Annotated in this window: 21 protein-coding genes and 1 pseudogene; 5 read left to right on the forward strand and 17 right to left on the reverse strand. The window is 37.1% G+C overall.

Annotated elements, in window-relative coordinates; genetic code table 11:
* Positions 1–29 precede the first annotated feature (29 nt).
* The 7 genes from RCP16_RS15300 to RCP16_RS15330 form a co-directional block, all read right to left on the reverse strand.
* Positions 30–689, reverse strand: a complete 660-nt coding sequence (locus RCP16_RS15300) for a M48 family metallopeptidase (protein ID WP_308640714.1) — start codon at positions 687–689, stop codon at positions 30–32.
* A gap of 139 nt (positions 690–828) precedes the next feature.
* Entirely contained in the window at positions 829–1,725 is an 897-nt protein-coding gene (locus RCP16_RS15305; RefSeq protein ID WP_069326843.1) for an SDR family oxidoreductase, read from the reverse strand.
* A 193-nt stretch (positions 1,726–1,918) separates the two neighbouring features.
* Positions 1,919–3,289, reverse strand: a complete 1,371-nt coding sequence (locus RCP16_RS15310) for an amino acid permease (protein WP_069326844.1) — start codon at positions 3,287–3,289, stop codon at positions 1,919–1,921.
* A gap of 316 nt (positions 3,290–3,605) precedes the next feature.
* The gene (truA, locus tag RCP16_RS15315) at positions 3,606–4,352 is read right to left on the reverse strand and encodes a tRNA pseudouridine(38-40) synthase TruA (RefSeq protein WP_069326845.1); all 747 of its coding nucleotides are present in this window, start codon (positions 4,350–4,352) and stop codon (positions 3,606–3,608) included.
* 515 nt (positions 4,353–4,867) lie between these two features.
* Complete coding sequence (locus RCP16_RS15320; protein ID WP_308640715.1) at positions 4,868–5,734, reverse strand: aminoglycoside phosphotransferase family protein; 867 nt, start codon at positions 5,732–5,734, stop codon at positions 4,868–4,870.
* A 181-nt stretch (positions 5,735–5,915) separates the two neighbouring features.
* Positions 5,916–6,500 carry a hypothetical protein gene (locus RCP16_RS15325; protein ID WP_308640716.1) on the reverse strand — a complete coding sequence of 195 codons (585 nt, stop codon included), beginning with the start codon at positions 6,498–6,500 and terminating at the stop codon, positions 5,916–5,918.
* 1 nt (position 6,501) lies between these two features.
* Entirely contained in the window at positions 6,502–8,082 is a 1,581-nt protein-coding gene (locus tag RCP16_RS15330) for a glycosyltransferase family 39 protein (RefSeq protein WP_308640717.1), read from the reverse strand.
* A gap of 336 nt (positions 8,083–8,418) precedes the next feature.
* On the opposite strand from RCP16_RS15330, the gene RCP16_RS15335 reads away from it, so the two are divergent.
* Together RCP16_RS15335 and RCP16_RS15340 are read left to right on the forward strand one after the other, a co-directional pair.
* Positions 8,419–9,579 carry a leucine-rich repeat domain-containing protein gene (locus tag RCP16_RS15335; RefSeq protein ID WP_308640718.1) on the forward strand — a complete coding sequence of 387 codons (1,161 nt, stop codon included), beginning with the start codon at positions 8,419–8,421 and terminating at the stop codon, positions 9,577–9,579.
* A 440-nt stretch (positions 9,580–10,019) separates the two neighbouring features.
* A complete protein-coding gene (locus RCP16_RS15340; protein WP_308640719.1) occupies positions 10,020–10,535 on the forward strand; it encodes a pyridoxamine 5'-phosphate oxidase family protein in 516 nt (171 codons plus the stop codon).
* A 123-nt stretch (positions 10,536–10,658) separates the two neighbouring features.
* Here RCP16_RS15340 and RCP16_RS15345 read toward each other — a convergent pair whose 3' ends face one another.
* Positions 10,659–11,639, reverse strand: a complete 981-nt coding sequence (locus tag RCP16_RS15345; RefSeq protein ID WP_308640720.1) for a YiiG family protein — start codon at positions 11,637–11,639, stop codon at positions 10,659–10,661.
* Between the two features lie 299 nt (positions 11,640–11,938).
* On the opposite strand from RCP16_RS15345, the gene RCP16_RS15350 reads away from it, so the two are divergent.
* Positions 11,939–12,862 carry a GNAT family N-acetyltransferase gene (locus tag RCP16_RS15350; RefSeq protein ID WP_308640721.1) on the forward strand — a complete coding sequence of 308 codons (924 nt, stop codon included), beginning with the start codon at positions 11,939–11,941 and terminating at the stop codon, positions 12,860–12,862.
* A gap of 166 nt (positions 12,863–13,028) precedes the next feature.
* On the opposite strand, the gene RCP16_RS15355 is transcribed toward RCP16_RS15350, so the two are convergent.
* Both RCP16_RS15355 and RCP16_RS15360 read right to left on the reverse strand, forming a co-directional pair.
* Complete coding sequence (locus RCP16_RS15355; RefSeq protein ID WP_069327465.1) at positions 13,029–13,589, reverse strand: SF0329 family protein; 561 nt, start codon at positions 13,587–13,589, stop codon at positions 13,029–13,031.
* Positions 13,590–13,748: 159 nt separating this feature from the next.
* A complete protein-coding gene (locus tag RCP16_RS15360; protein WP_308640722.1) occupies positions 13,749–14,741 on the reverse strand; it encodes a tRNA dihydrouridine synthase in 993 nt (330 codons plus the stop codon).
* Between the two features lie 810 nt (positions 14,742–15,551).
* On the opposite strand from RCP16_RS15360, the gene RCP16_RS15365 reads away from it, so the two are divergent.
* A complete protein-coding gene (locus RCP16_RS15365; RefSeq protein ID WP_308640723.1) occupies positions 15,552–16,196 on the forward strand; it encodes a hypothetical protein in 645 nt (214 codons plus the stop codon).
* Positions 16,196–16,462: a hypothetical protein gene (locus RCP16_RS15370; protein ID WP_308640724.1), complete on the forward strand. Its 267-nt coding sequence runs from the start codon at positions 16,196–16,198 to the stop codon at positions 16,460–16,462. The genes RCP16_RS15365 and RCP16_RS15370 overlap by 1 nt, the downstream gene beginning before the upstream one ends.
* A 178-nt stretch (positions 16,463–16,640) precedes the next feature.
* Here RCP16_RS15370 and RCP16_RS15375 read toward each other — a convergent pair whose 3' ends face one another.
* The 7 genes and pseudogenes from RCP16_RS15375 to RCP16_RS15405 form a co-directional block, all read right to left on the reverse strand.
* Positions 16,641–18,143, reverse strand: a complete 1,503-nt coding sequence (locus RCP16_RS15375) for a type I restriction endonuclease subunit R, EcoR124 family (RefSeq protein WP_371748233.1) — start codon at positions 18,141–18,143, stop codon at positions 16,641–16,643.
* 165 nt (positions 18,144–18,308) lie between these two features.
* Positions 18,309–19,738: pseudogene (locus RCP16_RS15380) on the reverse strand (HsdR family type I site-specific deoxyribonuclease); the annotation flags it as partial.
* Between the two features lie 35 nt (positions 19,739–19,773).
* The gene (locus tag RCP16_RS15385) at positions 19,774–20,970 is read right to left on the reverse strand and encodes an AAA family ATPase (RefSeq protein WP_308640726.1); all 1,197 of its coding nucleotides are present in this window, start codon (positions 20,968–20,970) and stop codon (positions 19,774–19,776) included.
* 1 nt (position 20,971) lies between these two features.
* Positions 20,972–22,189 carry a restriction endonuclease subunit S gene (locus RCP16_RS15390; protein ID WP_308640727.1) on the reverse strand — a complete coding sequence of 406 codons (1,218 nt, stop codon included), beginning with the start codon at positions 22,187–22,189 and terminating at the stop codon, positions 20,972–20,974.
* A 14-nt stretch (positions 22,190–22,203) separates the two neighbouring features.
* A complete protein-coding gene (locus RCP16_RS15395) occupies positions 22,204–23,751 on the reverse strand; it encodes a type I restriction-modification system subunit M (protein WP_308640728.1) in 1,548 nt (515 codons plus the stop codon).
* A gap of 221 nt (positions 23,752–23,972) precedes the next feature.
* Positions 23,973–25,496: a 23S rRNA (uracil(1939)-C(5))-methyltransferase RlmD gene (gene rlmD, locus RCP16_RS15400; RefSeq protein WP_308640729.1), complete on the reverse strand. Its 1,524-nt coding sequence runs from the start codon at positions 25,494–25,496 to the stop codon at positions 23,973–23,975.
* A gap of 349 nt (positions 25,497–25,845) precedes the next feature.
* Entirely contained in the window at positions 25,846–26,739 is an 894-nt protein-coding gene (locus RCP16_RS15405; protein ID WP_069327486.1) for a diacylglycerol kinase, read from the reverse strand.
* Between the last annotated feature and the right edge of the window lie 10 nt (positions 26,740–26,749).

Below are 26,749 nucleotides of genomic sequence, written 5' to 3' on the forward strand. Positions count from 1 at the left end.
TTTAATTTTGCCCTTTTCAACTTCACAAACTAAAGTGTCATATGCTGTCCATGTCTTGCTAGATACTCTTCTTTTTCTTTGTAATCTGGCATAATGCTACCTAATTTTCTCCAGAAAGAACGATCATGGTTCATATGAAGTAAATGACAAAGTTCGTGCACAATTACATAATCGATCACTTCTATCGGAGCCATAGCAAGGCGGTAATTAAACGTGATTTTTTTGCTCGAATGACAACTTCCCCATTTGGTGGTCGATTCTTCGATATCGATACTTTTTGGCTTTACCCGTAGTTGCTTCTGGTAGCCTTCAATACGTTCGAGAATAATTTTTTTACAACTAGTAAAATAAAACTTTTTCAGCTTCTGGCGTAATTCTTCTTCACTGGCATCGCCAACCTCAATAAGCTCATGCAAAAAATACTTTTTCCCTAAATACAAAAACTGCCCTTGTTCTTCATATTCTTTGGCTTGAGAAACCGCATTCGCTTTAGCTTGATCTAGCTTACTTGTATTATCCAACAGCCATTGCTTATTTCGCTCCATCACCCGCAAAATATCTTCTTCCGGGGTTCCATTAGGAGCTTTGACTGTAATAAGCCCAATCGTTTCAAGCTGAATCGCTATCTTCGTACGCTTGCTATATTGCACATTAAATTCAATTGTGCGCTCATCGAATTGTATTTTCATAGACATTCTCTTTTCTACTATAAAATATAGGATTTTACTTCTTATCATATCATTCTATGATGCCAAAACAAAAAAAGAGAGGCTATATGCCCCTCTTCGTATCTATAATATGGTTGTAGTTATGAGTATAGTCAACGAGTTATGGACTAACCATACCACCGTTAGCATTGATCGTCTCGCCACTCACATAGCTAGATTCTTGGCTAGCTAAGAATACATACGCTGGAGCCATTTCTACCGGCTGTCCTGCACGTCCAAGTGGTGTGTTAGAACCGAATTCTTTCAATGCTTCTGTTGGTTGTCCGCCTGCCACTTGTAGCGGTGTCCATACTGGACCTGGTGCTACCACGTTGACACGGATACCTTTTTCACCGACTTGTTGTGCCAGTGCTTTACTGAATACATTGATTGAACCTTTAGTTGTTGCATAATCCAGCAATCCTGGTGAAGGAGAGTACGCTTGGATCGATGATGTATTAATAATTGAACTACCTGGTTGCATATGCTTGATCGCTGCTTTGCACAACCAGAATAGAGAATATACGTTTGTTTTGAATGTAGCATCAAATTGTTCTGTGGTTAGATCAGCAATCGATTCTACAAACTGCTGTTTACCTGCTACATTAGCTAGAATATCGATTCCGCCTAATTTAGCTACCGTGTCTTCGATCAATTGTTCACAGTATTGCTCATCTTTAAGATCGCCAGGCATTGCATATGCTTTTTGACCTGACTCTTCGATCAATTTCACGACTTCTTGAGCATCTGCTTCTTCTTCAGGTAGATAAGAAATTACAACGTCTGCACCTTCACGAGCAAAAGCGATTGCTGCTGCGCGTCCGATACCACTATCTGCTCCTGTAACCAAAGCTTTGCGTCCTGTTAAGCGACCTGTACCACGGTAACTCGTTTCTCCAGAATCTGGAATTGGAGTCATATCTTTTTGCAAACCGGGTTCTGGTTGTTTTTGTTGCCAGTCTTCATTTGCCTTAGGATGTTGAGTCGTTGGATCTTGCTTTTGATATTGGTCAGCCATGATTGAATTTCCTCCTCTGAGATGATGTTTATATTGGTCGTTCTGGAAATTAATGAGCTCTTTTTCTATGTAACCGTGATAGCTTATCTTCAAACAAAAAGCATATCCTTTTTTTCTAAACATGCTAGAAAAAAGAATATGCTTCGCATTATGGTATCTTTATAGGCGTTATTATATAAAAAGTAATATTGGATTAATCTATCCGCTGATCCGATTTCTTCCCAATTCGAAACACATAATAACTAGCGATCACAATACCAATAAATACAATGCCGACGATTAATGAATTATGTGTATCCGGGTTAAACCACATGCCGATCAGCACCAATGTTAAGAAGATAATCACGATGTAATTACTGACTGGGAAAAATAACGATTTAAATGGATGCTCGTGGATATCATTTTTCCATTTTTTGCGGAACTTGAACTGGCTGAATGCCATGGCTAACCACGGAACCATGCCGGGTAAAATACTGGCACTATAAATGTACAAAAATAATTTGGAATCTGGAAATAAGTAATTGAACAGAACGCCTACCAACAGTAAAGCGATTGTTGTCATAATACTGTTACGTGGTACACCGCTTTTCGAAATTTTAGCAAAAAATGGTGGCGCTTGTTTATTTTGCGCTAGTGTATACAGCATACGACCTGCACTATAGATACCGCTATTACAACCAGACATCGCTGCGGTAAGCACTACAAAGTTAATAATACCTGCTGCCGCTACAATACCTACTTTGGCAAATGTCAAAACAAATGGGCTTCCTGTTGTACCTACTTCATTCCAAGGATAGATTGTGACAATAACGAAGATTGCACCTACATAGAAAATCAGTATCCGCCAGATAATATTTTTAATTGATTTTTTCAATGTTACTTTAGGATTTTCTGCTTCCCCTGCGGTAATCCCGATCATCTCGATTCCCTGATATGCCGCTGTTACAATACATAAGGCGAATAAGAATCCTTTTAACCCGCCAGCAAAAAATCCGCCATGTACATACAGATTAGATAACCCAATCGGTACACCGCCATTACCCAGTCCAAAAAAGATCATGCCTGTGCCGATCACAAGCATCGCACTAATCGCAACCACTTTAATCATCGCAAACCAGAATTCAAATTCACCATAAAACTTAACAGCTGCTAAATTAGCCGCCGCAATAATGCCAACGCCAGCTAATGCTGGAATCCACTGTGGAATCTCAGGGAACCAGTACCCTACATAGATTCCGATCGCTGTAACTTCAGCCATCCCGACAGTCACCCATAAGAACCAGTAACTCCAAGCTGTTAGAAATCCAGCCAGTGGACTGATATACTTGTGAGCAAAAGTAGCAAACGAACCTGTTACCGGTTCAACGATTAACATTTCACCCATCATTCGCATCACAAATAACATAATCACACCTGCTGCCAAATAGGCGAGTAAAACCGAAGGCCCTGCCCATTGAATCGTACTTGCTGATCCCATAAATAGACCGACCCCGATGGTTCCTCCAAGGGCAATCAATTCAATATGACGTGTTTTGAGACCTCTAGTCAATTGCTTGGTTTCCAAAAAGAACGCTCCCTTTCAACTGTGTTCATCTTTACATTTTTCAATACTACACATGATTTTCTAAGATCTAACCCATTATGTACAACGATTATAATATGCTTATTAATGTGTTCGCTGTGACATACATTAACGCATTACAGAATTACTTCAACAAATTGTAAGGGAATATTTCAAGAAATACAACTATTATTATCACTGCAAACTACGTATTAAACTACAAAAAAAAGCAGACCTTTTCAAGTCTGCTTCCTTATTGTTATATGATCTGATTTCTACATCCTTTGATAAACAAAGAACTTTCGGTAGAACGCTATCCTTATTCAGATTTAAATTGAATCTGTTCTAAATAAAGACCTTCTGCATCTGCCATACCACCTGTTTGTAGCTTTTCTTTGGATAGCAAAATCGTAGGAATATCTGCTGCTTGCTTCTCCCCTAATCCCACTTCGATCAATGTACCAACCATTTTGCGTACCATATTATAAAGAAATCCATTTCCAGACACACGGAATTGTACAAATCCATCCACTACCTCGACATCTAATGTGTAGATGGTACGTAATGTATCTTTTTTCTTCGACTTGGCATTAGAATAGACTGCAAAATCATGTTCTCCCAGAAAATGAGCACAAGCCTCTTTCATTTTCGCGATATCTAGCTTTTTGGGAACATGCATACTGTACTTCCGCATAAAAGGATGGCTATACGCTTCATTCCATATTTTATAAATATACGTTTTGTTGGTCGCATGATAACGTGCATGAAACCGATCGTCGACTTTAGATACTTCTGTAATGCTGATATCTGCTGGTAAATAATGATTCAAAAAGTTAAAAATTTTGGACTCTGGCAAATCTTCTTTAATTTTAAAATGTGCGACTTGATGTAGTGCATGTACCCCAGCATCGGTACGGCTAGAACCTATAATTTCAATCGGTTGATCGACCAGTACAGAGATGGCTTTTTCAATCTTACCTTGCACTGTATTGTCGCTATCTCCAAGCCGTTGCCACCCTTTATAACGCCCACCATCGTATTGGATGATTAATTTGTAATTGTTCATGTGTACTCCCTTTGTGTTGGATAAAATAAATACTTTGAAGATATCTACTGTATCATATTATGTGTATTTCGTTTGGGTTTTAAATAATTGATTTTTAGTCTTCTATTTTTGTAGGTTCCCATGCGTAATTACAAGTTTCACACCTAGAAGTCATGCCACCCTTTAGTATTTTGATACATGTAAACAATGTGAATAGCCCTATTAAAATAATAATTCCGAACGCTATAGGATGTTCCATTAACTGATTATCTACTCCGTTAGCTATAATTATGCATATAACGGTACTCATAAAAAATAATAAAAAAGCAGGCCATTTTCCTGATCCTGTACTGACTTTTGCTGATCCACATCTCGGACAACGTTCCCATTTATACTCCACATTTCATTCCCCTAACATTATATAATAACTCTCCATAAGTGCTTGGCACTATAAGTACGACCTCATTCAATAAAAATAATTTTTCTAAAGCAAAATATCTTATATTTATGTATTACGACATATGTAGCTGAATATTTTACACTTCACAATTCATTTCTGCCAAAAATAGATTGTGAGCGATCACTCGCTTTATATTCTGCTGTGCTTGTGGCTGTACCGTAATCCCGCCCTGACGAGCAAGCAATATCCACCGCAGACAGGCAAGCGCTTCAAATAATTGTAATTCTTTTTCAGCTATCGGATGCTCTGCTAGATAAGCATCACGAAACACTTGAGCATATCGTTCTGAAATATAGATTTTCTGCAAAGTGATCGACCAGACCGCATCATATCTGGCATCCCCTAATTGTCCATTTGTCCAATCAATCACAGTATACCGATCCTGCTTATTCAAAATATTTCCCAGATGAAAATCACCATGAATAATACAACTCTGCTCTAACGTAATCATGGGCATAACCTGATATAGAATATCGCTAATATCTGTATACATTGCGATATCTGGAAAAAAGTAATCTACAAAATCGTATTTTGGCAGTAAAGCATATTCGCTTTCTGTAATCTCAACATGATGGATAGCAGACAATAAGGTAGCTGTCTGTACAATTTTCTTTTTGTTCATTTTGGTAAGTGCTGTTCCGTCAAATGTTGTTAGCAATACTGGATCTTGATCATCAAGCATCCCCCAACCTATCGGCTTAGATACAGCAATCCCTTTAGCCAAAAGAAACTGTAATAACTGATATTGTGCTCTCACATCCGGCTTCGCCTGTTGATTCCATATTTTCAGTACCAAGTCACCTTCAGCATATGACAACTTGATTACTTGTGCTTCAAATCCTTGATCTAGCGGATGCTGAGTTATCTCATCTGTGGATTGTAATAATGTATGTAAAAGATCATCTTGCTCATTCCACTGTATGTTGTGAAGGATAGTAGGCAACAAAGTTCCTCTTTTCTGGCAATATGTACTACCCGTATTTTACATTTATCTTATCATTTCTACAGATAGGATACATCTATGAAAGTGAAGTAATAGTATTCGATTTAGAATAAAAGTATTTATTATTTTAGACACAAAAAAGAGGAGCTTATGGCTCCCCTCTGTTGTTACCAATCATCTATTATGAATCCATCACACTGATTTTCTCTACTGTATTGGTATTATCCTTGTACCAGATCATCAGAATCTGCCCTGCTTTGAGATCAGATACTTTGAGTGTGGTTGCTGTGCTATTTTTGTTGCTCTGTGGCATCATCGCTGTGATTTGAGAAATAGATACCTCTTCGCCGATCGTTATCGTTTTCTCTACACCAGTTTTGCTCATAGTAGACGTACTGCCGTTTGATCGATCGGTTGGTAAAGTACGATCTGTATTCGGCGTATGTGTATCTGGTGTAATGTTGGAGTTAGGTGTAGTCGTCTGAGATGGACTCGACAGAACTGCACTATGATCATCCACCGCTGGGGAACGACGCTGTGCTTGCTCCATCACATCGATTGTCATTTTGCTCCCGTTCACAGCGACTATTTTGCCAATAAGATCAGCATTCATCATTCCGCGCAGAGCATTACGATTATTCCCGCCACCCATTCCACCTGTATTTAGCGTAATCCGTTGAGCTGTAATCGCACTACAAGATGTCAGCACCATCATTCCGCACAGTAATAACAGGAGTAGCGAGACAGGATATCTTTTTTCACGCATTTTAAGACTCCTTTCTAGCAGAAGATCGTAATCGTAAAAAGTCCTGTTGGATCAAACATTCATACGTATCTTTGAATCCCATATACGACAAAATAATGAGTAGTGGATAGACAGGATAGATATATCTAGACTTGATCTCCCATAAAATATAAAAACCAACAAATCCTAAAATCACCAGCACCAACGACACTTCATCGAATCGCTTCGTCCGCAGACTGCCGATCAGACGAATCAAAATAAAACAGTACATTAAGAAATTCATCGTATATAAGACCCAGAGTATCCCGCTACGGTAAGGTGAATTGCCTGCAAATAGCTCGGTAGCTGCTGTCGGATAACTATAACCACCCATAATAAAGCTAGCACGCTGACCACCAGAAGAGCCGTCATTGCCAATACCGTATCTTTCGATCTGATACGTACCTTCTGTCCATGTCCAGATGATCTTTTTATAATACATGTGTACCAGATCGCCAAAGCTAGCTGTCGATAATTTTTGAGCAATCGATTCTTTAAATAGTTCAGTACTCACTGCTTTGTTGTAGTCCGCATCTCGCTGGTAAATATTATAACTTTCACGGTTATCCCAGAATCCAATAGTTTTCAGATTAATCCCCATATTCAGCCACATATAGATCGGTGCTGCATTGGTGGTCGTAGAAGTCTGCACTTTGCCTGTGGTCTGTAACATTGTATTTTGAGTCCAACTTGGAATATTGAACAAGACGGCAAATAAGCATACAGATAGTATTACTTTTTTCCAGCCTAATTGCTTGAAATGGAAAAACAATGAGATCACAATCGCAAGTAAGAAAATAATGCCTATACTTCTAAAATAGTTCCCGATTGTCACTAAAATAGCAGCGAATAGAATATACTTGATCGACTTTTCTTTCATAAATCGGATACCAAAATACAACGCTGACGTAAGCAATGTCGTCGCAATCACATCATTGTAGATAAAGTTGCTCATAAACAAAGACGGAATATACGTTGCTGCAAATACGAGTACACCGTAATCATTGTCTTTGGAGTTAGGATTCAGCTGTTTGTAGATTAGATAGATCATCAAGGTCGTAATAAGAGCAAAACCAATATTAGCTAACTTAATCGTGACATAATTATCTGGAAACATCGCTAATAGTGCTTCAATATACAACACGGTCGAGTAATTAAAAGGAAACATATGCAGATACCCTGTCGTACCAAATGTAGAATAATCGCCTTTATACAGCATATTCATTGCCAGAGACACCACAGTCTGCGAGTCATCTGTCGGCAAGCGAGGAAATAGAAAAATAATCGCCACTTGAATAGCTAATGAACCTAAAAGAACCAGTGGAATCACAATCTTAGGGCGATATACATTCAGCTTCAAGCACAGACGATATAACATTACACTGAATACCAGTAATGCGATGATAAGCAGTATAAATGTACCTACATGCTGTTGCTGTAGCATCGGTGTGTCTCCATATACCACATAATTGTACTCTGCTCGAATAAAAAACGAAGATGCGATAAACAAACTGACAAAGAAAATCAGAATCACATACAACGTTTTTTGGATACCTTTTAACATCGAAAAACTCCTTTGCGGTAACATAGTAGTAGGCACACTAAACATGCCAGCGATATTTTAAAAATTGAATGTAAACTGTTCCCGTTCCATTCGTATTCACCCATCGCAAGCAAGTCTCATTCCCACTGAAAAATAGAGATATCCGCAATATCGATCTACTATTTTTCGGTTCATTTATACTATCTATAACGTTCTTATTCTTTCTCTGTTGCTTCTGAAATCTCATTATAAAGGCTCAACCTGAATTATTGATTAAAATAGAAGGCAACTGTAGACAATTTTTGAATGCTTCACCATAAGTACTGTATGTATTTCATCGTTTAAGGAGGTTCTAATATGAATTACGAGCAATCTAAATATCATATTGTAGAACAAGCTAATCTATATATTGCGAATCACCGCCACTATACATGGTTCCAACATTCAGGTTCTGTCTATGAATTGCCAACACTGAAATTATTAGATCTCAAAGGCATAACGACGTTTGCACCTCTACAAGAATTCCCCCATCTAAAAAGTCTCGAATTCGGTACAACCAACAGTACATTGACGATCCCGAATCTGGTCGGCTTAGATCAGGCGAGTCATCTGGAACGATTGGCTTTTGTTAGCAAAACCAAAATTAAGCGTAATATCGAAGTCATTGCCCAGCTCTCCAACTTGCAATCATTAGGATTATATAATGTACAACAGGCGTTGCCAGAGCATTTGCTATCTGCGCTGACTTCTCTACAATCAGTTAGCTTATCCAAGCACAATTACAATAGTTCAGCTTCCCTCCCTGCTTGTCTGGAAGAGATCAGCATCACTGTAGATGGTCTAGCTACGTTACCGTCTATTCCTCCTGCAACCGGTGTGAAAAAGGTATCGCTACACGGGAATCGCTGTGAGATAGATGCCCTTCATTCTTTTGCTATTTTTCCAAATGTGGAAGAAATCAAAATCAATGCTCCCAAAAAATTAACAGATCTTTCTTATGTATCACAGCTTCAGCGACTTAAAGTATTGGATATTAACTTCGCTCCTGTAAGCGACCTAACCGCTCTAGATCAACATCCAGCGATAGAAGAACTACGGTTACGAGGATCATGGGTAGAGCAACTAGAACCGATTACCCTTTGCCCTGCGCTCAAAATATTATATTTAGAAAAATCGAAGCTACACTCAATCGCAAATATACGTACGCAATGCCCACAACTGCAACAATTATGGATCTGGGGCACCAAAGTGAAAGACCTAAGCCCTTTAACAGACATGAATACTTTGCAAAATCTAGATGTAACCATGCTCAAACCCAAGTCGTGGGACTTCTTAGCAACATTGACCGGTTTAGAAGTGTTGGATTTATGCAAAACATCTTTTGCTGATCCTCATTTGTTAATGGAACTTCCGAATTTGAAAAAAGTACGGTTAGCAAATAGTGAGGTAGATGTAGCGTCGGATGAATATCACGCATTGAAAAATGCTATTTTGGCGCGAGGTGGAGTGCTCAAATAATAGAAGAATTAGATAGTTATTCTACTTAATATCTAGGAATATAAATATGTTCAATATCCATATCAATCACATAATGGACGTTTCTCTTTTCCACAAACGGAACAATGCTAAACTGATGTAATGTACAAAAGACTTCAATTTGCTCTTGCATCGTTGTTGTTTGTTGTAGAACTTGAGCATACATTTGTTTTAATTCATTCAGATTACAGTACTTACCGTAAATTATAGCTTGCTGAAAATATCCATCCATTTCTATAAATATCATCCAATCACGATTGAGTGCTAATCAATCTATATAGCTTAGAGTGGGTGAATCATGTGCTGAGATCGTTCTCTTCTATTTTAATTATAACTCTACCGTTTATCTACTCCTACTTATGTGTAATGGTTAGCAACGTTGTTTATACACATTTCAACGATTAGGAAAGGTGGGAAATGATATGTCTGAACATTTAACTACAGATCCAGAAGCGATTGAAACGGTCAGAGAACTGATTAAAGATATTGATACAGCTATGCTTACAACGATTTCGGGAGGACGTCTAGTATCCCGTCCAATGAAAACACAAGAAATCGAATTTGATGGCGACCTATGGTTCCTAACGAAAAAAGATACATCCAAATACGAAGATATTCTACAAGACCCTCGTGTTAACGTATCTTATGCAGGCAAATCCTATGTATCGATTAGCGGAACTGCTGAATTCGTCGATGATCCTGCTCGTAAAAAAGAAATGATCAATAAAATCATCGAAAAAATCCTAGATACATCTCCAGACGATCCTAACTTGTTATTGATCAAAATCCATACCGAAACAGCCGAGTACTGGGAAAGCGGAAGTGCTATCAAAATGGTCACTCATTTGCTCAAAAAAGCTGTCGGCAAAACTTCTGATCCAAAATCCGAACCCGGATTGAATGAGAAAGTAGATTTGAGTCATGCACCGAAGAGTTAAGGAATAAAAAAAGAGCCACTTTGCAAAAAATATGCGAAGGGGCTCTTTTTACTGTTTTCAATCTACATGTTCAGCCTATACGTCAGCAAGCATTTTAATTTCTAAAAGTAATTCAAAATCGTATTAATTTATTTCATTGTATCGCTCAATGGCTGTACTAAGCAGAGAATTGAAATTCTCTGGCGTCCCATCGGTTGTATCCAAAAACTGACCGCTTAGATCGGAATCGGATACAGGTTCTTTTTTATTGATACGTTCAATAATTTTTGAAGCGGCTGCTTTGGCTTCTGTAGCAGAATGAACATAATTTTCAATACTGAAGCTGTTCATGCCTTCTTTTTGTATCTGTTTCTGGTCTTTAGAAAGTGTTACAAGTGCATTCAAATCCGCAGTCATAAGATCGTATTTAGCTTTAAATTTCTTCATATCGAGTTCCAACACGTTACTGGCATTGATCCCTTGCTCACTCATTTCGATAGCCGTAGCTTCAGCATCAATCATGAATTTCAAAGCATTGTAACGGATCTGTTGGTCAGAATCTTTGAAATTTTGCAAATCAACTAAACGTTGCTCCGCATCCATTTTTTGTAGAGCTTTAAAGTAAGCTTTAGCTGCTTTCTCGTAAGCAAGATTAGTATTTATCAGCTTAGTGTGTAGCTGTTTACCTTTGGCAAAATCATCATCGACATAACCTTTACTATCATAATAGACTTTCATTTCATCGAGGACAGCTAACAAATCCTTGATCACTGGTGTCAGTTGGGTTACCGCAGAGTCAGCACTCGCAAAAGCAGGCTTACTTTTCGTATACCCTTGTGCTTGATCGATGACTTCCCGCTGCGATGCTGGGACATCAAGCATGATAAAGCTGAGGTTCTTCTCAATAACAGGCTTCTTCTCCGTTCCAAACTTCTCGAAGTAATGAAGTAACACCTCATTGATTCTACCTGTCATCAAATTGTTGAGCATGACATACGAATTGTATTTCTCGATTTTTTGGCTTTCACCTGTTTTCATGCCTACACCTGCCTGATTCATACTCGAACAAGCAGACAATACCGTAATAAGCAGGATACTGACCATAACAAAAGATAATTTTCTCAAAATAATGATTCCCCCGACGGATTATTTGACCTATTTATGTTTGTCTATACGTATAATGATGGTCTACTCTATATTAGAATGCTTTGGTGATCAGGTCTTGAGTCTAGAGTAGGGTAATTTATATACATCTATAGAAATAATATATTTTTTTACATTTTATATATTTAATGTTAAGTTAAATTATTATAAGCGAAGGAGGGCTAACAGTGATTTAAAAGTCACTACAAGTATAGACATTAACATTATTTACATCATTAGCTTTATAAAATCAAAAGTTCTTTATGATTGAAAGGGGTATTATGTTGAGCCAATCATCTGAACGCGTTATACGTCATTTTCAGCAGGAAGACCTGCCATTGCTCGGAGAATTATACGAATCAGTGCAAACGATAGAAGGTTCAACGTTTTGGTGGGTCGGAGATGAAGATAATTGGAGTAACGTTTATTGTGCATTTGAAGATGGAAAAATAGTTGCCAAAGGGCAAGTCAGTATTATCAGTGTGATCTCTACAGGCTGTACAGAAAAGAATAAGCATTGTATCTACATAAATCTTAAAACCCTATCAGAGCGACAACAAGATTATATTTTGTTAGATGAACTATATAACCCTCTTTTCAAAAGAGCGATAGAATTAAAATCAACATTACCTCCAGAGTATAAAACGATCCTTTGTATAGGTAATGATTCCAAAGAAACAGCGAACAATCAATTTTTTATTCAAAAAGGATATCGTCCTCTAAATAGCTTGTATCATATGACAAGAGATTTGACTCAACCCATACCTGAATTAACGTTATCTGAAGAATTTGAATTCTCCCATTGGAGCATGAATACATCCAGTGAAGAAAAAGAGTATCTTGAAATAGATACTGAAATTTGGCCTGACGCTCCATTAGGATTAGCATCCCTATCTGAACATAAAAGTAATGCTTTATGGACATCTATGATTGTCAGACAATCTTCAACTATCGTTGGTGGGTTGATGGTATGGCAAGAAAAAGATCATGGTGTGATCGAAGATGTATTTGTACGTGAACCCTGGCGCAAAAAAGGAATCGCACGATTTTTACTAACCAAAGCTTTGACCTATCTTCAAGATCATCAACTTCCTTTTGTGGATCTTACTGTTTTAACGACTAATCAATCGGCGTTAACTTTGTATGAATCGGTGGGATTTGGTAGGGATGGAGAAGAAGTCAGATATTTTGTATCACTTGATTAATACATCTTCTCTCTCTGCTTTCTTGCTTTGTATGATATTGTTTTATCCATCTCAAGCGGAACGATTCGAATATGTATATAAAAGAGCCACTCTCGATAAATGCGTAAAGTGGCTTTTTTAATATCGTTTATTTTCAGGTAATATCAAAAAAAGAAGATCGTGATGTCTAAAGGCGCAACCCATGAAAATACTGCACAATAGGATGCTTTAATTTAACACTGTCTGACATGCTCAAAATCCGCTTTTTCCCCACTCTTCGATCCATCAAAGCCAAGATGTTCAGTAAGATATCTTGCCCTTCTAAACTTTCATCAATCGGTGTTGCTAAAAATTTGGTAGCAGTCGCTGTAAAGTTCGATTTGCTAAGTGCCGTCTGCGCAGATAACAGTTCTTTGGCAAGCCCATTCATTTTGCGATTACGTGCCATTACTTTCAAACGGTCTTCAGGAACTGCTCCATTGGTTTCTTTGCGAAGTGCTTCGATCTCGTCCATGCTGATCGGAATGCGAAGATTCGGATCGTTTTTAATTTCTATTTCACTCTGGTACCAAGTGATCGGACTGGTTTTGTCATTCATATTAAAGATGTTCTTCTTATCTACCGTGATATAACAGTTGCCCGATTTGCCAGTCAGATAGCTATAACTGGTTGCCCGGTATTCCACTTTTCCTTGTAGTGCAGGAGCGAGAAAACCTTCTAAATTTTGCTTCAATTTACTCCAGGACATACTTCCTCCTATGTTGTGAAAGCCTGACGACCAGTTGAATGGCTGTCAGGCTGTATTTGTAATTCCTTATATAATTGACCTGCCAGAGTATACTTATAGATTTTGAGAAAATATATCACTCATTATTATAGATCTTAGCTCTGGAAATAGCTTGTATCATTACATTTCGACTGCACTTTCCACACTATCTACTTGCTTCGCCGCAAAATCATCAAGCAACGCTCGCACTTCATTGGTATTCTTGGCGCTCATCAGTTCATTTCTTAGCTCACTGGCTCCACGGAATCCACGAACGTAAATCTTGAAAAAGCGAGGAAGGGGCTTGAACGAACGAGGTTCGACTTCAGAATATTTATCATGCAGATCCATGTGTATTCTTAGTAGATCCAGTAATTCTGTACTGCTATGCTCTCTGGACTCTTGTTCAAACGCAAACGGGTTACTGAAAATCCCGCGTCCGATCATCACACCGTCTACACCGTACTGCTCCACTAATTTCAAACCCGCTTCCCGATCAGCAATATCGCCGTTGATCGTAAGTAGCGTATTCGGTGCGATTTCATCACGTAGCTTTTTGATCTCTGGAATCAGTTCCCAGTGTGCAGGCACTTTGCTCATTTCATCTCTCGTACGCAAATGAATCGACAGATTCACAATATCTTGCTTGAAAATATGGGTAAGCCAATCCCGCCACTCGTCCACTTCTGCAAAACCAAGGCGTGTTTTGACACTCACAGGCAGCCCGCCTGCTTTGGCTGCTTGAATAATCTCTCCTGCCAGTTCAGGACGACAGATTAGCCCGCTCCCTTTGCCATTCTCGGCTACATTCGGTACAGGACAACCCATATTGATGTCGATCCCTTTAAAGCCTTGCTCTGCCATACCAATACTCATTTGCCGAAAAAACTCAGGCTTATCTCCCCAAATATGAGCCACAATCGGCTGTTCATCCTCGGTAAACATCAACCGCCCACGCACACTATGATGCCCTTCAGGATGACAATAACTCTCCGAATTCGCAAACTCCGTAAAAAACACATCCGGTCTAGCCGCCTCACTCACCACATGACGAAACACCACATCCGTCACATCCTCCATTGGAGCCAGTATAAAAAACGGCTTCGGTAAATCATACCAAAAATTGTCTGTCATGTTAAAAATCCTTTCGTTCTATATGAAGAATCAGCTTTATCCTATATTGATTAGGAATTCCACCTCAAAATTTCATGTGATAGTTAAATATAAATAAGTACAATATGAAATAAGTTCATAGAGAAAATTCGTTAATCTAAAAGCTATTATACTAGATTACGCCAAAAAAAGAGAGGTTATTCCTCTCTTTACTATTTTCGAAATAGATTTTTAATGAAATTTAAGTAAGTCTCATAACTCTATTGAATTACGTATAGAAAAACCTAGCAACGAATCTAACGATAATTTTAACTTATGAGCTAATTATCTTTGATATCAAATCCGTAAATAACTTCACATAATATAACTTTATTTTCTTTGGCAATATCACATTAAAACAAGATCAACATAATGTCATGTTGATCTTGTTTTACTTTACTACAGCTGCTCTTAAAATCCATCTTTCAAGCTTTCTCTTGCATGAGCGAGCTTCAACTTCAGATCATCAAGCCACTACGGTGCATCTACTATAACTTCAACAGAAAAAACAACTTTTACATAATACTATTTTTCATTGAACTATACTTTTATTTTTTTTATTATGTTAGACTAAAACTTAATAATTTGACAGATTATAAATTATCTCTACAAATTTTAAAGTTATTTTCTTTTTAAAGAATTAAGAAGATTCTATATATAAATAAGATATAAATTTCATAAATATTACCCATCCAATTATTATCTAATTTGACTTCTTATTGTAAATCATGTTAAGGTTTTTTATGTATTACAGCTTGTATATACATATCAAAGATAACGGGAGGCGTAATTATGAAGAAAACAGCAATAATATTATCTAGTTTATTAGGTTTTTCTGCATTAGCTCCAACTGTATTTGTAGCTCCAGTTTCCGCTAGTGTAACATCTGAAAAATCCAGTATCGTTCAAGTCGAAGCAAACGAAATTTTTGATGCTCTTGATGATTTACAACCCTATATTTCAATAGAGTCTAACGGGTTGTACAAACTTGATGAGAAAGCGAAGAATGTAGTAAGTGAAGAAATTTTTAATAAGTACAAAGTAGCTTTTGATAAAATTAATAAGGATATTGATAAAGGAGTACTAAGTACAAAAACAGGAGATCTTACTACTGGACCTAGATATGAATTAGAAAAAAATAAAGACAATGTTATTACACCTAATGTTTTTGGTAATGCTTATGCTTGGGGATATGCTATCACCTTTAATCATGCTGAAACTGTAACTCAGGTAAAAGCATTACGATCTTCAGGTGTTGCAGGCGGATTAATAGCAGCAATTACAGCAGCAATTCCTGGTTTACAACCAGCCACTGTGGCGGCGGCTCTTGGTACAGCAGGTGTCAATGGCATAGCTCAATTATTTGAAAATAATGATAAAGGTAGAGGAGTCACCTTGAATTTACATGCTGGCTACTTTAACTTTACGAGTAACTAATGGGAACTTATCTAATTGTAGCTTTACTATTTGTAGCCATAGCCGCCGTGCTCTATGTAGTGAAGCGCAAAGACAAAAAAAGTAACTTATACGATGGACTGAGCTTAGGTATTTTAGCGGTATCTGTTATTCTTACACTTATGACACTTATTTCAAATAGTGGGGCTTACCAATGGGGAAGTTTTCTTCTTGTCTTGGCTGTATCTATTGTGATAGTACGTAGAATATTGACTGATCGTCAACATCGCAAAACTTCTAATAGCTAATAGATTTAAAATTGAGAATTAAACTTAGGAGATTGTGATTTATATTTCCAACAAAAAAGAGCCTAGTTGGCTCTTTTTTGTTGTGATTCAATTGATACAGATTATCTCTATTATCATGACTTTTCTTTATTATACAAACAAAAAAGAATTTATTATGTTTAATAAGATTTTTACTTAATTAAAATTTTCCACCTACTCCTTTGAATTTATCTACAAAGGCAGAAATCTTCTGAAAGACGCTCTGTTTTTTTGTTAAATATTGAGGGTTAAGTGGGCTCATTTTAGGAAGAATCGAATTAAGCTCCGTTCCATTTTCACTGGCATATTCTTTTTTTAATGAATTCAAAATATATCTTTTTGCAGACTCTTCATTAAGTTTCTCATTATTAATCAATTCTTCCGCTTCACGTTTTTGCTCAGTTTGAGCAAATGAGAAGAAGGCATCAATAATACTTGCTTTATCTTGAATACTGTCCAAATCAGCTTGGTTAATGAAATCAACTACTAAGCTTTCTTTTGCACGGTTTCCTACACTAGAGCGAATTAAACGACGTACCTCTTCAACCAATGAATCTTTATCTTTTACGTTTTTGTTTTTCTCAAAAATAAGTTCAAGAATGTAATCTAAGTTGATTTCTTGCGATTTCAGAAGATCTACCTCAAAGACAACATCATCCCAATCAATAGAGTCATTTCCTTTTTCTTTTCCTTCTTTTTCACGACGAAACCAATCACGTATATCATTGTAGGAAGAGCGGTAATCTTGAACAGCTCTTTCTTCTAACACTTGAGTCTCTTGCATAACAGCTATATCTTTATCCGTTACGTAATAAGAATCCTTAAAGTCTTCTAAAGCTTCAGGCTCAGTCATATCTACTGTTTGTAAGGCTTTTAACGCTGAATATTCATCATAATTCTGGAGGATATTCTCAATACGTAAATATTCACCAAATAATTTAGTGAATTCTTTCTTATCCTTTTCAGTAACAATTTCATCAACACTAGGAAAACGTTGCTTTAACTCTCTAACTACATCCGTGTAACCACGACGGGCTTTACCCGCTTCCACATCAGCGAATCCTTCCATATACTCTTTATAACTTTTTTCCAAAACCACATTTTTAGTGTTTTTATCTCCAAAACGAGTAATAGCATCTATGGTTGCTTGTTGTAAATCTCTAAAAGTAACAATATTCCCAAAAGTTTTGGTAGAATCATAAATACGATTTGTTCTTGAATAAGCTTGCATTAAACCATGATATCTAAGATTTTTATCAACAAATAAAGTATTTAATGTAGGCGCATCAAAACCAGTTAAAAACATTCCAACAACAATTAGCAAATCAATCTCTTTGTCTTTTACTCGTTTAGCAAGATCACGATAATAATTTTGAAATTCTTTATTTTCCACGCCATAATTTGTTTTAAACATTGCATTGTAATCTTTGATAGCTGAACTTAAAAACTCTTTTGCACTACTATCCATTGCTGAAGGCTCAAAAGTTTCATCAAGAATCTCACCTATCACTGTCTGCTCTTCATTAGCAGCAAAGGAGAAGATGGTAGCAATTTTCAGGGGTTTATTGCTTTCTTTTTGTAATTTATTTAACGATTGATAGTAGAGTTTGGCTGCATCAACACTGCTGACAGCAAACATGGCATTAAATCCTTTTCCATTCATGTTTAGACGGTGGGTTTTTACTCTGAAATTATTAAGAATATACTGAGAAATTTCTTTGATGCGTTCAGGATGTAGTAATGCTTCTTTATTTTCTGCTGCCGATAGCTTTTTTTCGTCCTGTTCTTTTTCGATCTTTTTGAACTTGGGACGTACATCATTGTAATCTACTTTAAACTTTAAAACCTTTTCATCTCTAATGGCATCTGTAATGACATAAGCATGCACCTCTCGTCCGAAGATAGAAGCAGTAGTTTCAGAACCTAACGCATTCTCCGGAAAAATAGGGGTGCCTGTAAAACCAAATTGATAGAACTCCTTGAATTTTTTTTGATGTTTTTTTGAGCTTCACCAAATTGTGAACGGTGAGCTTCATCAAAAATAAAGACCACTTGTTTATTATATATAGATAACTCTGGTTCACTTTTCATTAGGTTATTCAGTTTTTGAATCGTCGTTACAATAATTTTATTATCATCTTGTTCAATGTTACGCTTTAATCCCGCGGTACTTTCTGAACCATTAACACTATCAGGAGAAAAACGCTGATACTCTTTCATCGTCTGAAAATCCAAGTCCTTCCGATCTACAACAAAAAAAACTTTATCGATGAAATCCAATTCAGTAGCCAAACGAGCCGCTTTAAAACTCGTGAGCGTTTTTCCTGAACCTGTTGTATGCCAAATATATCCGCCACCTTCAAGTGTACTCCATTTTCTGGCTTGGTATGAACTTTTAATTTTCCATAATATTCTTTCTACCGCGGCAATTTGATAAGGTCGCATAACCAGCAGGTTGTCGCTCACATCAAATACAGAATATTGCAGTAGTACGTTCAATAAAGTATCTTTTTGAAAGAATGTAGCTGTGAAATCTTTTAGATCTTTAATTAAGATATTATCTGCTTTAGCCCAATTCATTGTAAAATCAAAACTATTCTTATCACGTTTTGTCGTATTTGCAAAGTAACGGCTATCTGTACCATTAGAAATCACAAAAATCTGTACATACTTAAACAAAGAATTCTCTGCATTAAAGCTCTCTTTGCTATATCGGTGAACCTGATTGAAGGCTTCTCGAATCGCAACCCCACGCTTTTTTAGCTCCACCTGTACTAAGGGTAAGCCATTGACTAAGATAGTGACATCATATCGATTAGCTTGCGTTCCTTTTTGTCCAAATTGGGAAATAACCTGCACTTTATTATGAGCAATATTGTTCTTATCTACTAGGTGAATATTCTGAATATGTCCATCATCAAAGACAAAGTCATAAATATAGTCATTGTGAATTTTACGGGATTTATCAATATGATTATCACTAGGTTTGTCTAAATACTGTTCACAAAACCGAATCCATTCGGCATCTGAAAATTGCACTTTATTAAGATCTTGCAGCTGCATACGAGCATTTATAAGCATTTGCTCAGGCGTAGTTACATTAGGAAGATATTCATAGCCTTGATCACGCAAATCCTGAATCAGTTCTCGCTCTAAATTAGCTTCTGTTTGATAGCTTACCCCTTGTTCTGCTATCTTGCTATATTTATCCAGAACGATATAGTGATTGGATTCTGCGATGGATTTGTAATCGCTCATTCATTGCCCCCTACTTCAATTTCTTTTCTTCCATCTTATTTAAAATGATATTTTTCCTTAAGTCCTTTTAGTAAATAATTCAAAACACGTTTATCGTCATCTGATAACTCAGCTACTTCATCTCCTGATTGTTTTGAATGACTTGAAATATTAATGATCCTTGTAATATAAGGTTCAGGATTTCCCTCTGTAATTTTATTTAATAGTTCCCCCCAGTTGTCATAACCTAAAAATGTCGATGTTTTCTCCAAAATATTTCTAAGAAAATTGAAATGATACTTTTTTAATTGATTTGTTTCAATAGCTTTCTCTATTTCAGTTTTTAAAGCTAGATGATACGAAAAAGGAGAATCATTGCTTTGAGAAACTAATTCAAATTCTCCATCTTCGTTTTTTTTAAGAAAATATTTTTTAAATGTATTTTTCTTAAACTCATTATGTAACACATTATAAAACAAAGGATTATGTGTGGTAATAATAAATTTAAGGTTTGACTTACTTGACTTAATCAATTGTGCCAAATTTACTGCTAATTCAATCAAACGATTATCATCCAATGAACTTACTGGATCATCTATAAATACATATTCCAACTGATTAAATTGATCTGTTTCTCTATCACTTGGTTCAGCTACATTTAATACATCAATAACTTGTTCAAGTAGAGAATTAAAAACACACCATACAAAGTTACTCTCTTCACCTTTTGAGATTTTAATGTTATCTGAAATCTCATCATTACCACGTTCATATGAAAAGTTTATTTCTGTAAAAGCCTCTACTGTTATATTATTCCCATTCTTATCTTTAATAGAATATTCTTCATTAAAATGTGGAGTTAATTTTTCATCGGTATAGTGTTGAAAATTAGAAATAATATTCCTATCTTGTCCTTGCTCTTCTAAAATCCAGTTTGTAAAAGTATTAGGATGAATTTTAAGTTTTGGTTGAGTATCATTTTCTAAGTCATTATCCCAATAAAATAAATCTTCCGTAAAAGCATTATAATAAAGATAATTTTTATCCACTACTTCCGATAATTCTAACTCCGTGCCCCCATCTAATTTCGTTGATAATAAAGATTTGAACTCCCGTGAAAGCCTAGTTTTCCCCGTCCCATTAAAAGCATAAATCAACTGAACTTTTACATCAGATTCACTCGCATCTTTAGCGTTGGTTTTATGTTTAGCGTCTTTCAGCGTTTGTGCAATATCAATTAATGACTCCCCCATATTACACCTCTACCTTCTCTTTTGGAAAACTGAGAAGCATGTTACGGTAAAATTCGTATTGCTTTTTACGCAATTCTATTTCGCGAGGTAAACCCTCGATAATCGACGATGTCAAAGTGTCGAATTTATCAAGGACAAAGACAATACGTTCTTGTTTTTCAAGGGAAGGGATCGGGATTTTCGCTTTAGCCAAACCGTTTGCATTTATCGCTGAGATTTTTCCCGAAGAAATATGTTTCTTAATTTGGTCATGAAATTGCTTGGTGCGTAAAAAGTAAGAAACATATTTAGGATTCAAAGAGCTTCTATATGAAAAACAAGCATCATGAATAACAACTTCCGTATTGCCAAGCCAAGCAGTACCTTTCCCAATATCTTCAATCGTTTCTCCAGCAGCAACAATTACCACATCGCCATGATCTGCAACTCTTAACTTTGAAGCTAAATCATGACTAACAAATGATTTTGTCTTTTCTGCCCAGATATTATAATGCGTATACATTTCACCATAATGAATACATGGGAAACCCTCTGAAAGCATATCGGTTTTTACAAACCTCTTACCTCGTGTAAATTGACCTATATCTCCTAACTCCCTCCATTCAACCTCATCCTCTTCAAAGGTCAACAACTTATCACGATAATACTCATATTGCTGTTTACGAGCTTTAAGCTCTGCTTTAAGCTCTGCTGTAACCTCTGTTAAGGTTTCCAAAATACGAACAATTTCTTCTTGCACTTCAAGCGGTGGGATCGGAATTGGGAGATTTTCAATATCTTTTGCTTTTAAATATCCTTGACCCGAATTGTTCTTAACTAAATTAAAATGACTTTTCATTTTCGGTGAATCAAAGAAATGTAAAAAGAAATCACTGTTTACTAATTTAGTATCTAGTCGAATTAGATACATATTTTGACCATAAAAATCTAAATCGGTTTTTTTCACTCTAGCAACTTCCCCTATTGTACCAATCATACTAATTAAAATATCACCTACTAGTATGGGTCTATTACGAGATAGTTCTAAGTAATCAGAATAAGAAATAAATTTAACTTTATCAAAATTAATATTACCACCTCGTATATTCTTTGAGGTAATGTATGGGATTTCTCCATCTTCATTAAATTTTGGCGTAGTAGGCATAATCCAAAAATTACCAAAAATTATCTCTTTAATACTTTTCCACTCAACCTCAACCCCATCAAGCAATTTCTCCATAAAGTTCGACTTAATCATGATTCAATCACCTCAATAATCTCATCAATTTCAGCACGAAGCCTATCTATCTTTGCTACAGTTGTTTTTATCTCTGCATTCAGCTTATTTATATCAATGACTTCCCTAGTATCCCTCGCTTCCACATAGGAACTCACAGATAGATTATAATCATTTTGAACGATTTCATCATAATCAACTGATTTTGAAACATGTTCAGCATCTTCTTTACTGTCAAACATTTTCATAATTTTCTCAATGTGTTCATCTGGAAGTACATTATTATTGGTTCCCCTTTTATAGAAATCTACTCCACTTGCATCTATAAACTGAGTTTTATTATCAGTTTTATGCTTAGAGAGAACTAAGATATTAACAGCTATAGAAGTCCCATAAAAAAGGTTGGGCGCTAATGAAATAACCGTTTCAACAAAGTTGTTATCAATCAGGTACTTTCTAATTTTCTGCTCTGCACCACCGCGGTAAAAAATGCCAGGGAAGCAAACGATAGCCGCACGACCTTTACTTGAAAGATAACTAAGCGTATGAAGAACAAAAGCGAAATCGGCTTTAGATTTTGGGGCTAATACACCAGCAGGAGCAAATCTTTCATCATTAATAAGCGTCGGGTCATCACTACCAATCCAATTTACAGAATACGGTGGATTCGACACAATAGCATCAAAAGGCTTTTCGTCGCCAAAGTGAGGGTCTAATAGCGTATTTCCCAAAGCAATATTAAATTTATCATAATTTATATTGTGTAAAAACATATTCATACGAGCAAGGTTATACGTTGTATGGTTAATTTCCTGTCCATAAAAACCATCTTCGATAATGTGAGCATCAAAATGTTTTTTAGCTTGTAATAGCAATGAACCTGAACCAGCGGCAGGATCATAAATTTTATTAATCGTTGTTTGCTTGTGTACTGCTAATTGAGCAATAAGCTTAGATACACTCTGCGGTGTGAAGAATTCCCCTCCAGATTTTCCAGCATTGGCAGCATAGTTAGAGATTAAGAACTCATAGGCATCACCAAAAAGATCAATATGATTATCTTCAAACTTACCAAAATCAAGCCCTGCAACACCTTTAATGACAGCAGCTAAACGACTATTTTTGTCTGTCACCGTATTCCCCAGTCTATTACTTGTGGTGTCGAAATCAGCAAATAAGCCTTTAATGTCTAGTTCAGAGGGATAGCCATTTGCTGAACTTTCAATAGCCTCAAATATAGTTTTCAACTCTGTATTCAGATTTTTATTTGTTTTAGCAGTTTCTGCAATCTTAGCAAACAGCTGACTTGGATATATGAAATACCCTTTTGTTTTAATCGCATCTTCTTTAATTTCTTGCGTTATAACATCATCTGGAAGTTCTACATATTTGACGGTTTCATCTCCAGCTTCAATATAGCTAGAAAAGTTCTCGCTAATAAAACGATAAAACAGCGTTCCCAAAACATATTGTTTAAAATCCCATCCATCTACAGAGCCACGTACATCATTGGCTATTTTCCAGATTTGAGATTGTAATTCTTTACGTTGCGCTTCACTTGACATTGGTATACCTCCGATTTTTACAATGAACACTTTCAAAACTCCGAATTTGCTCTGTTTTTTACTTTTCTAGATATGGATCTTAATTTTTTCCCTTATACGTATATTACCTTTTAGATTTCCTAATTTTGTTTATTATTTTAATTCTAGCTTATCAAAATATTAATTTAAGAAACTAGTAAGAAAGCAAAACCAAGTGTATCTTTAATTCGTCCCCAACTCACCTACTCGAAACCCCGCCGCACCAACACCGCCACACTCTCCACATGCACCGTATGCGGGAACATATCCACCGGCTGAACTTCTACCGTCACATACCCACCGTCTTCCAACACACGCAAGTCTCTCGCCAACGTCGCTGGATTACACGACACATACACCACACGCTCCGGTTGCATCGCCAAGATCGTCTCTAACAACCTCGGATCGCATCCTTTTCTCGGTGGATCGACGACGATCACGTCCGGTGTAATTCCATTCTCTTTCCAACGTGGAATCACATCTTCGGATGCACCGACTTCAAATTCGACATTCGTCATCCCATTCAATACCGCATTAGAACGTGCATCTTCTATCGCTTCTTTTACAATCTCCACGCCATATACTTGCTTCGCATGTTGCGCCAAAAAGAGTGAAATCGTTCCTATACCACAATACGCATCAATAACCGTTTCTTTCCCTGTCAGTCCAGCATATTCAACGGTCTTGCTATATAACACATCCGTCTGCACCGGATTCACCTGATAAAAAGAACGTGCCGATATCGCAAACTTCACATCACCGATATAATCGTGGATTACTTCGCGTCCCCATAATACTTTGGTGGTATCGCCGAAAATAACATTGGTGGTCTTGGTATTCACATTCTGGCAAATACTGACCACCTGTGGCATTTCGAGACGAATACGGTCGATCCATTCGCTTGGGCGTGGTAGACGTTCTCCATTGGTGACGAGGACAACCATCATCTCACCGGTACGGAAGCCGACTTTGACGACCACATGACGCAGTAGACCTGTACCTGATTCTTCATTGTATGCAGATACTCCTAGCTCTTTGCCGATCTGTTTTACTTTGGCAATCAGTTCATCGTTGCGTGTATCTTGAATGAGGCAGGTATCCATATCAATAATACGGTGACTGCCACGCGCGTAGAATCCAGCAACCAATTGACCATTGATTTCACTGATTGGTACTTGTGCTTTGTTCCGATAACGCCACGGCTCAGCCATTCCCAGTGTTGGTAAGACTTTGATTCCTTTATTTACTGACTCGTTCTGTGTATCTGCATTGTGATTGGAATCAGGATGGACCTGTTCGTCTATCCGTACATTCAGTTTACCAATCCGTTGTAAATTATCTATCACATGCTGACGTTTCCATTCCAATTGAGCGTCATAACTCATATGTTGTACCTGACAACCACCACATTGATTATAGATCGGGCAAGGTGCTTCTACGCGATCTGGACTGGATTCTAGGATAGCGGTCATTTTGGCATAACCATATTGTTTTTTCGTTTTGAGTACTTTGGCTTGAATCTTCTCACCGGGCAAAGCGCCTTGAACAAACAGTGTATATCCTTCTGCTCGACCTACGCCTTCTCCATCGTGATTCATGCCGATAATTTCTAATTCCAACTCGTCATTTTTGGCAACGGGTAAGTTCGCCAGCGCAAGGGCTGTCGCTTGACTCGGTTGTTGCCGATTATTGCTATATTTTCTGCCGCCTCTGCGGTCTTTACTCATCTTATTTGGCTCCATTTCTTTATACACATGACTGCATTTCATTAATTATTCAGGTCTATCCAACATCTCACTCCACAAACACATTGTCCACTACGAATGGACATTCCGAAGAACAATTCCTCTAAAGATTGTATAGAAAAATACCTATACTTACAATAACTATCGTTATCTTTTCCATATATTATTACACATATCAAAAAGACATTGTTCTAAATGTGGTATAATCATCCCTTACTGACATCAGGCATACTGCACGCTAATGAAAATATGGAATAATACAACAACTTTTAGAACAACATCTTTAGAGTAACTTTTTCAACTGTATATCTTACAACCTATCACTATCGATCTACTTGAGATCCGAGAACACTTGCAATTTCTGTGGCAAAATCTCAAAAATCCCCGGTAATGATCCACCGAGTTCACCGTCTAGATTAATTTGTACATTATTACTAGGCGCTTCAATCTCTAAGCGATCGGTCTGGAAATAAATAATCTTCGGATCGTTAAGGTGCTCACCGCGGGCTGCAATAGAGATGAGGCGGATAAATTCAGCAATATTACACTTTTTGACACCAATAAAATCTAACAGTCCATCGTCTATTCGGGCTCCAGGAGCAAGCTTTTCAAAACCACCTACTGAATTGGTATTGGCAACAAGAAAAATCATAAACTCCTCATGCAGTGGTTCTTGACCGTTCGCTGTAATCTTCAGCTCGGTAGGCGTTAAGTTGACGACTTTTTCGATGCCTTTCATATAATACGCCATCTGTCCGATCATCGTTTTGAGTCGACTGGGTACTTCGTATGTCAGCTCAGTGAGTGATCCTCCACCTGCTATATTGATAAAATACCGATCGTTAAAGCGACCTACATCAATTGGTCTTGCATTTTGACGAATTACTAAGTCACAATAGTCTTCCCAATTCTTGGGCACGCCTAATGCACGTGACAGATCGTTGGTTGTTCCCAATGGAAATACGCCCAATGGCGGTGGGTTATCATATTCTGCCATGCCATTAATCACTTCGTAAATCGTGCCATCGCCACCAGCAGCAATAATCAGATCATATCCATCTTCGATCGCTTTGGAAGCAGACAAAGTCGCATCGCCTTCACCTGTTGTCGCATGACAACTGGCTTCGATTCCACCTTTGTCTAACCGATCCAAAATATCCGGCAATCGGCGCTTCATTTCCTCCCGACCTGAAGAAGGATTATATATCAGTCTCGCTTTTTTCATTCCATCATGC

Source organism: Paenibacillus nuruki, from assembly GCF_963311185.1.
In the GTDB taxonomy this organism is placed as follows: domain Bacteria; phylum Bacillota; class Bacilli; order Paenibacillales; family Paenibacillaceae; genus Saccharibacillus; species Saccharibacillus nuruki.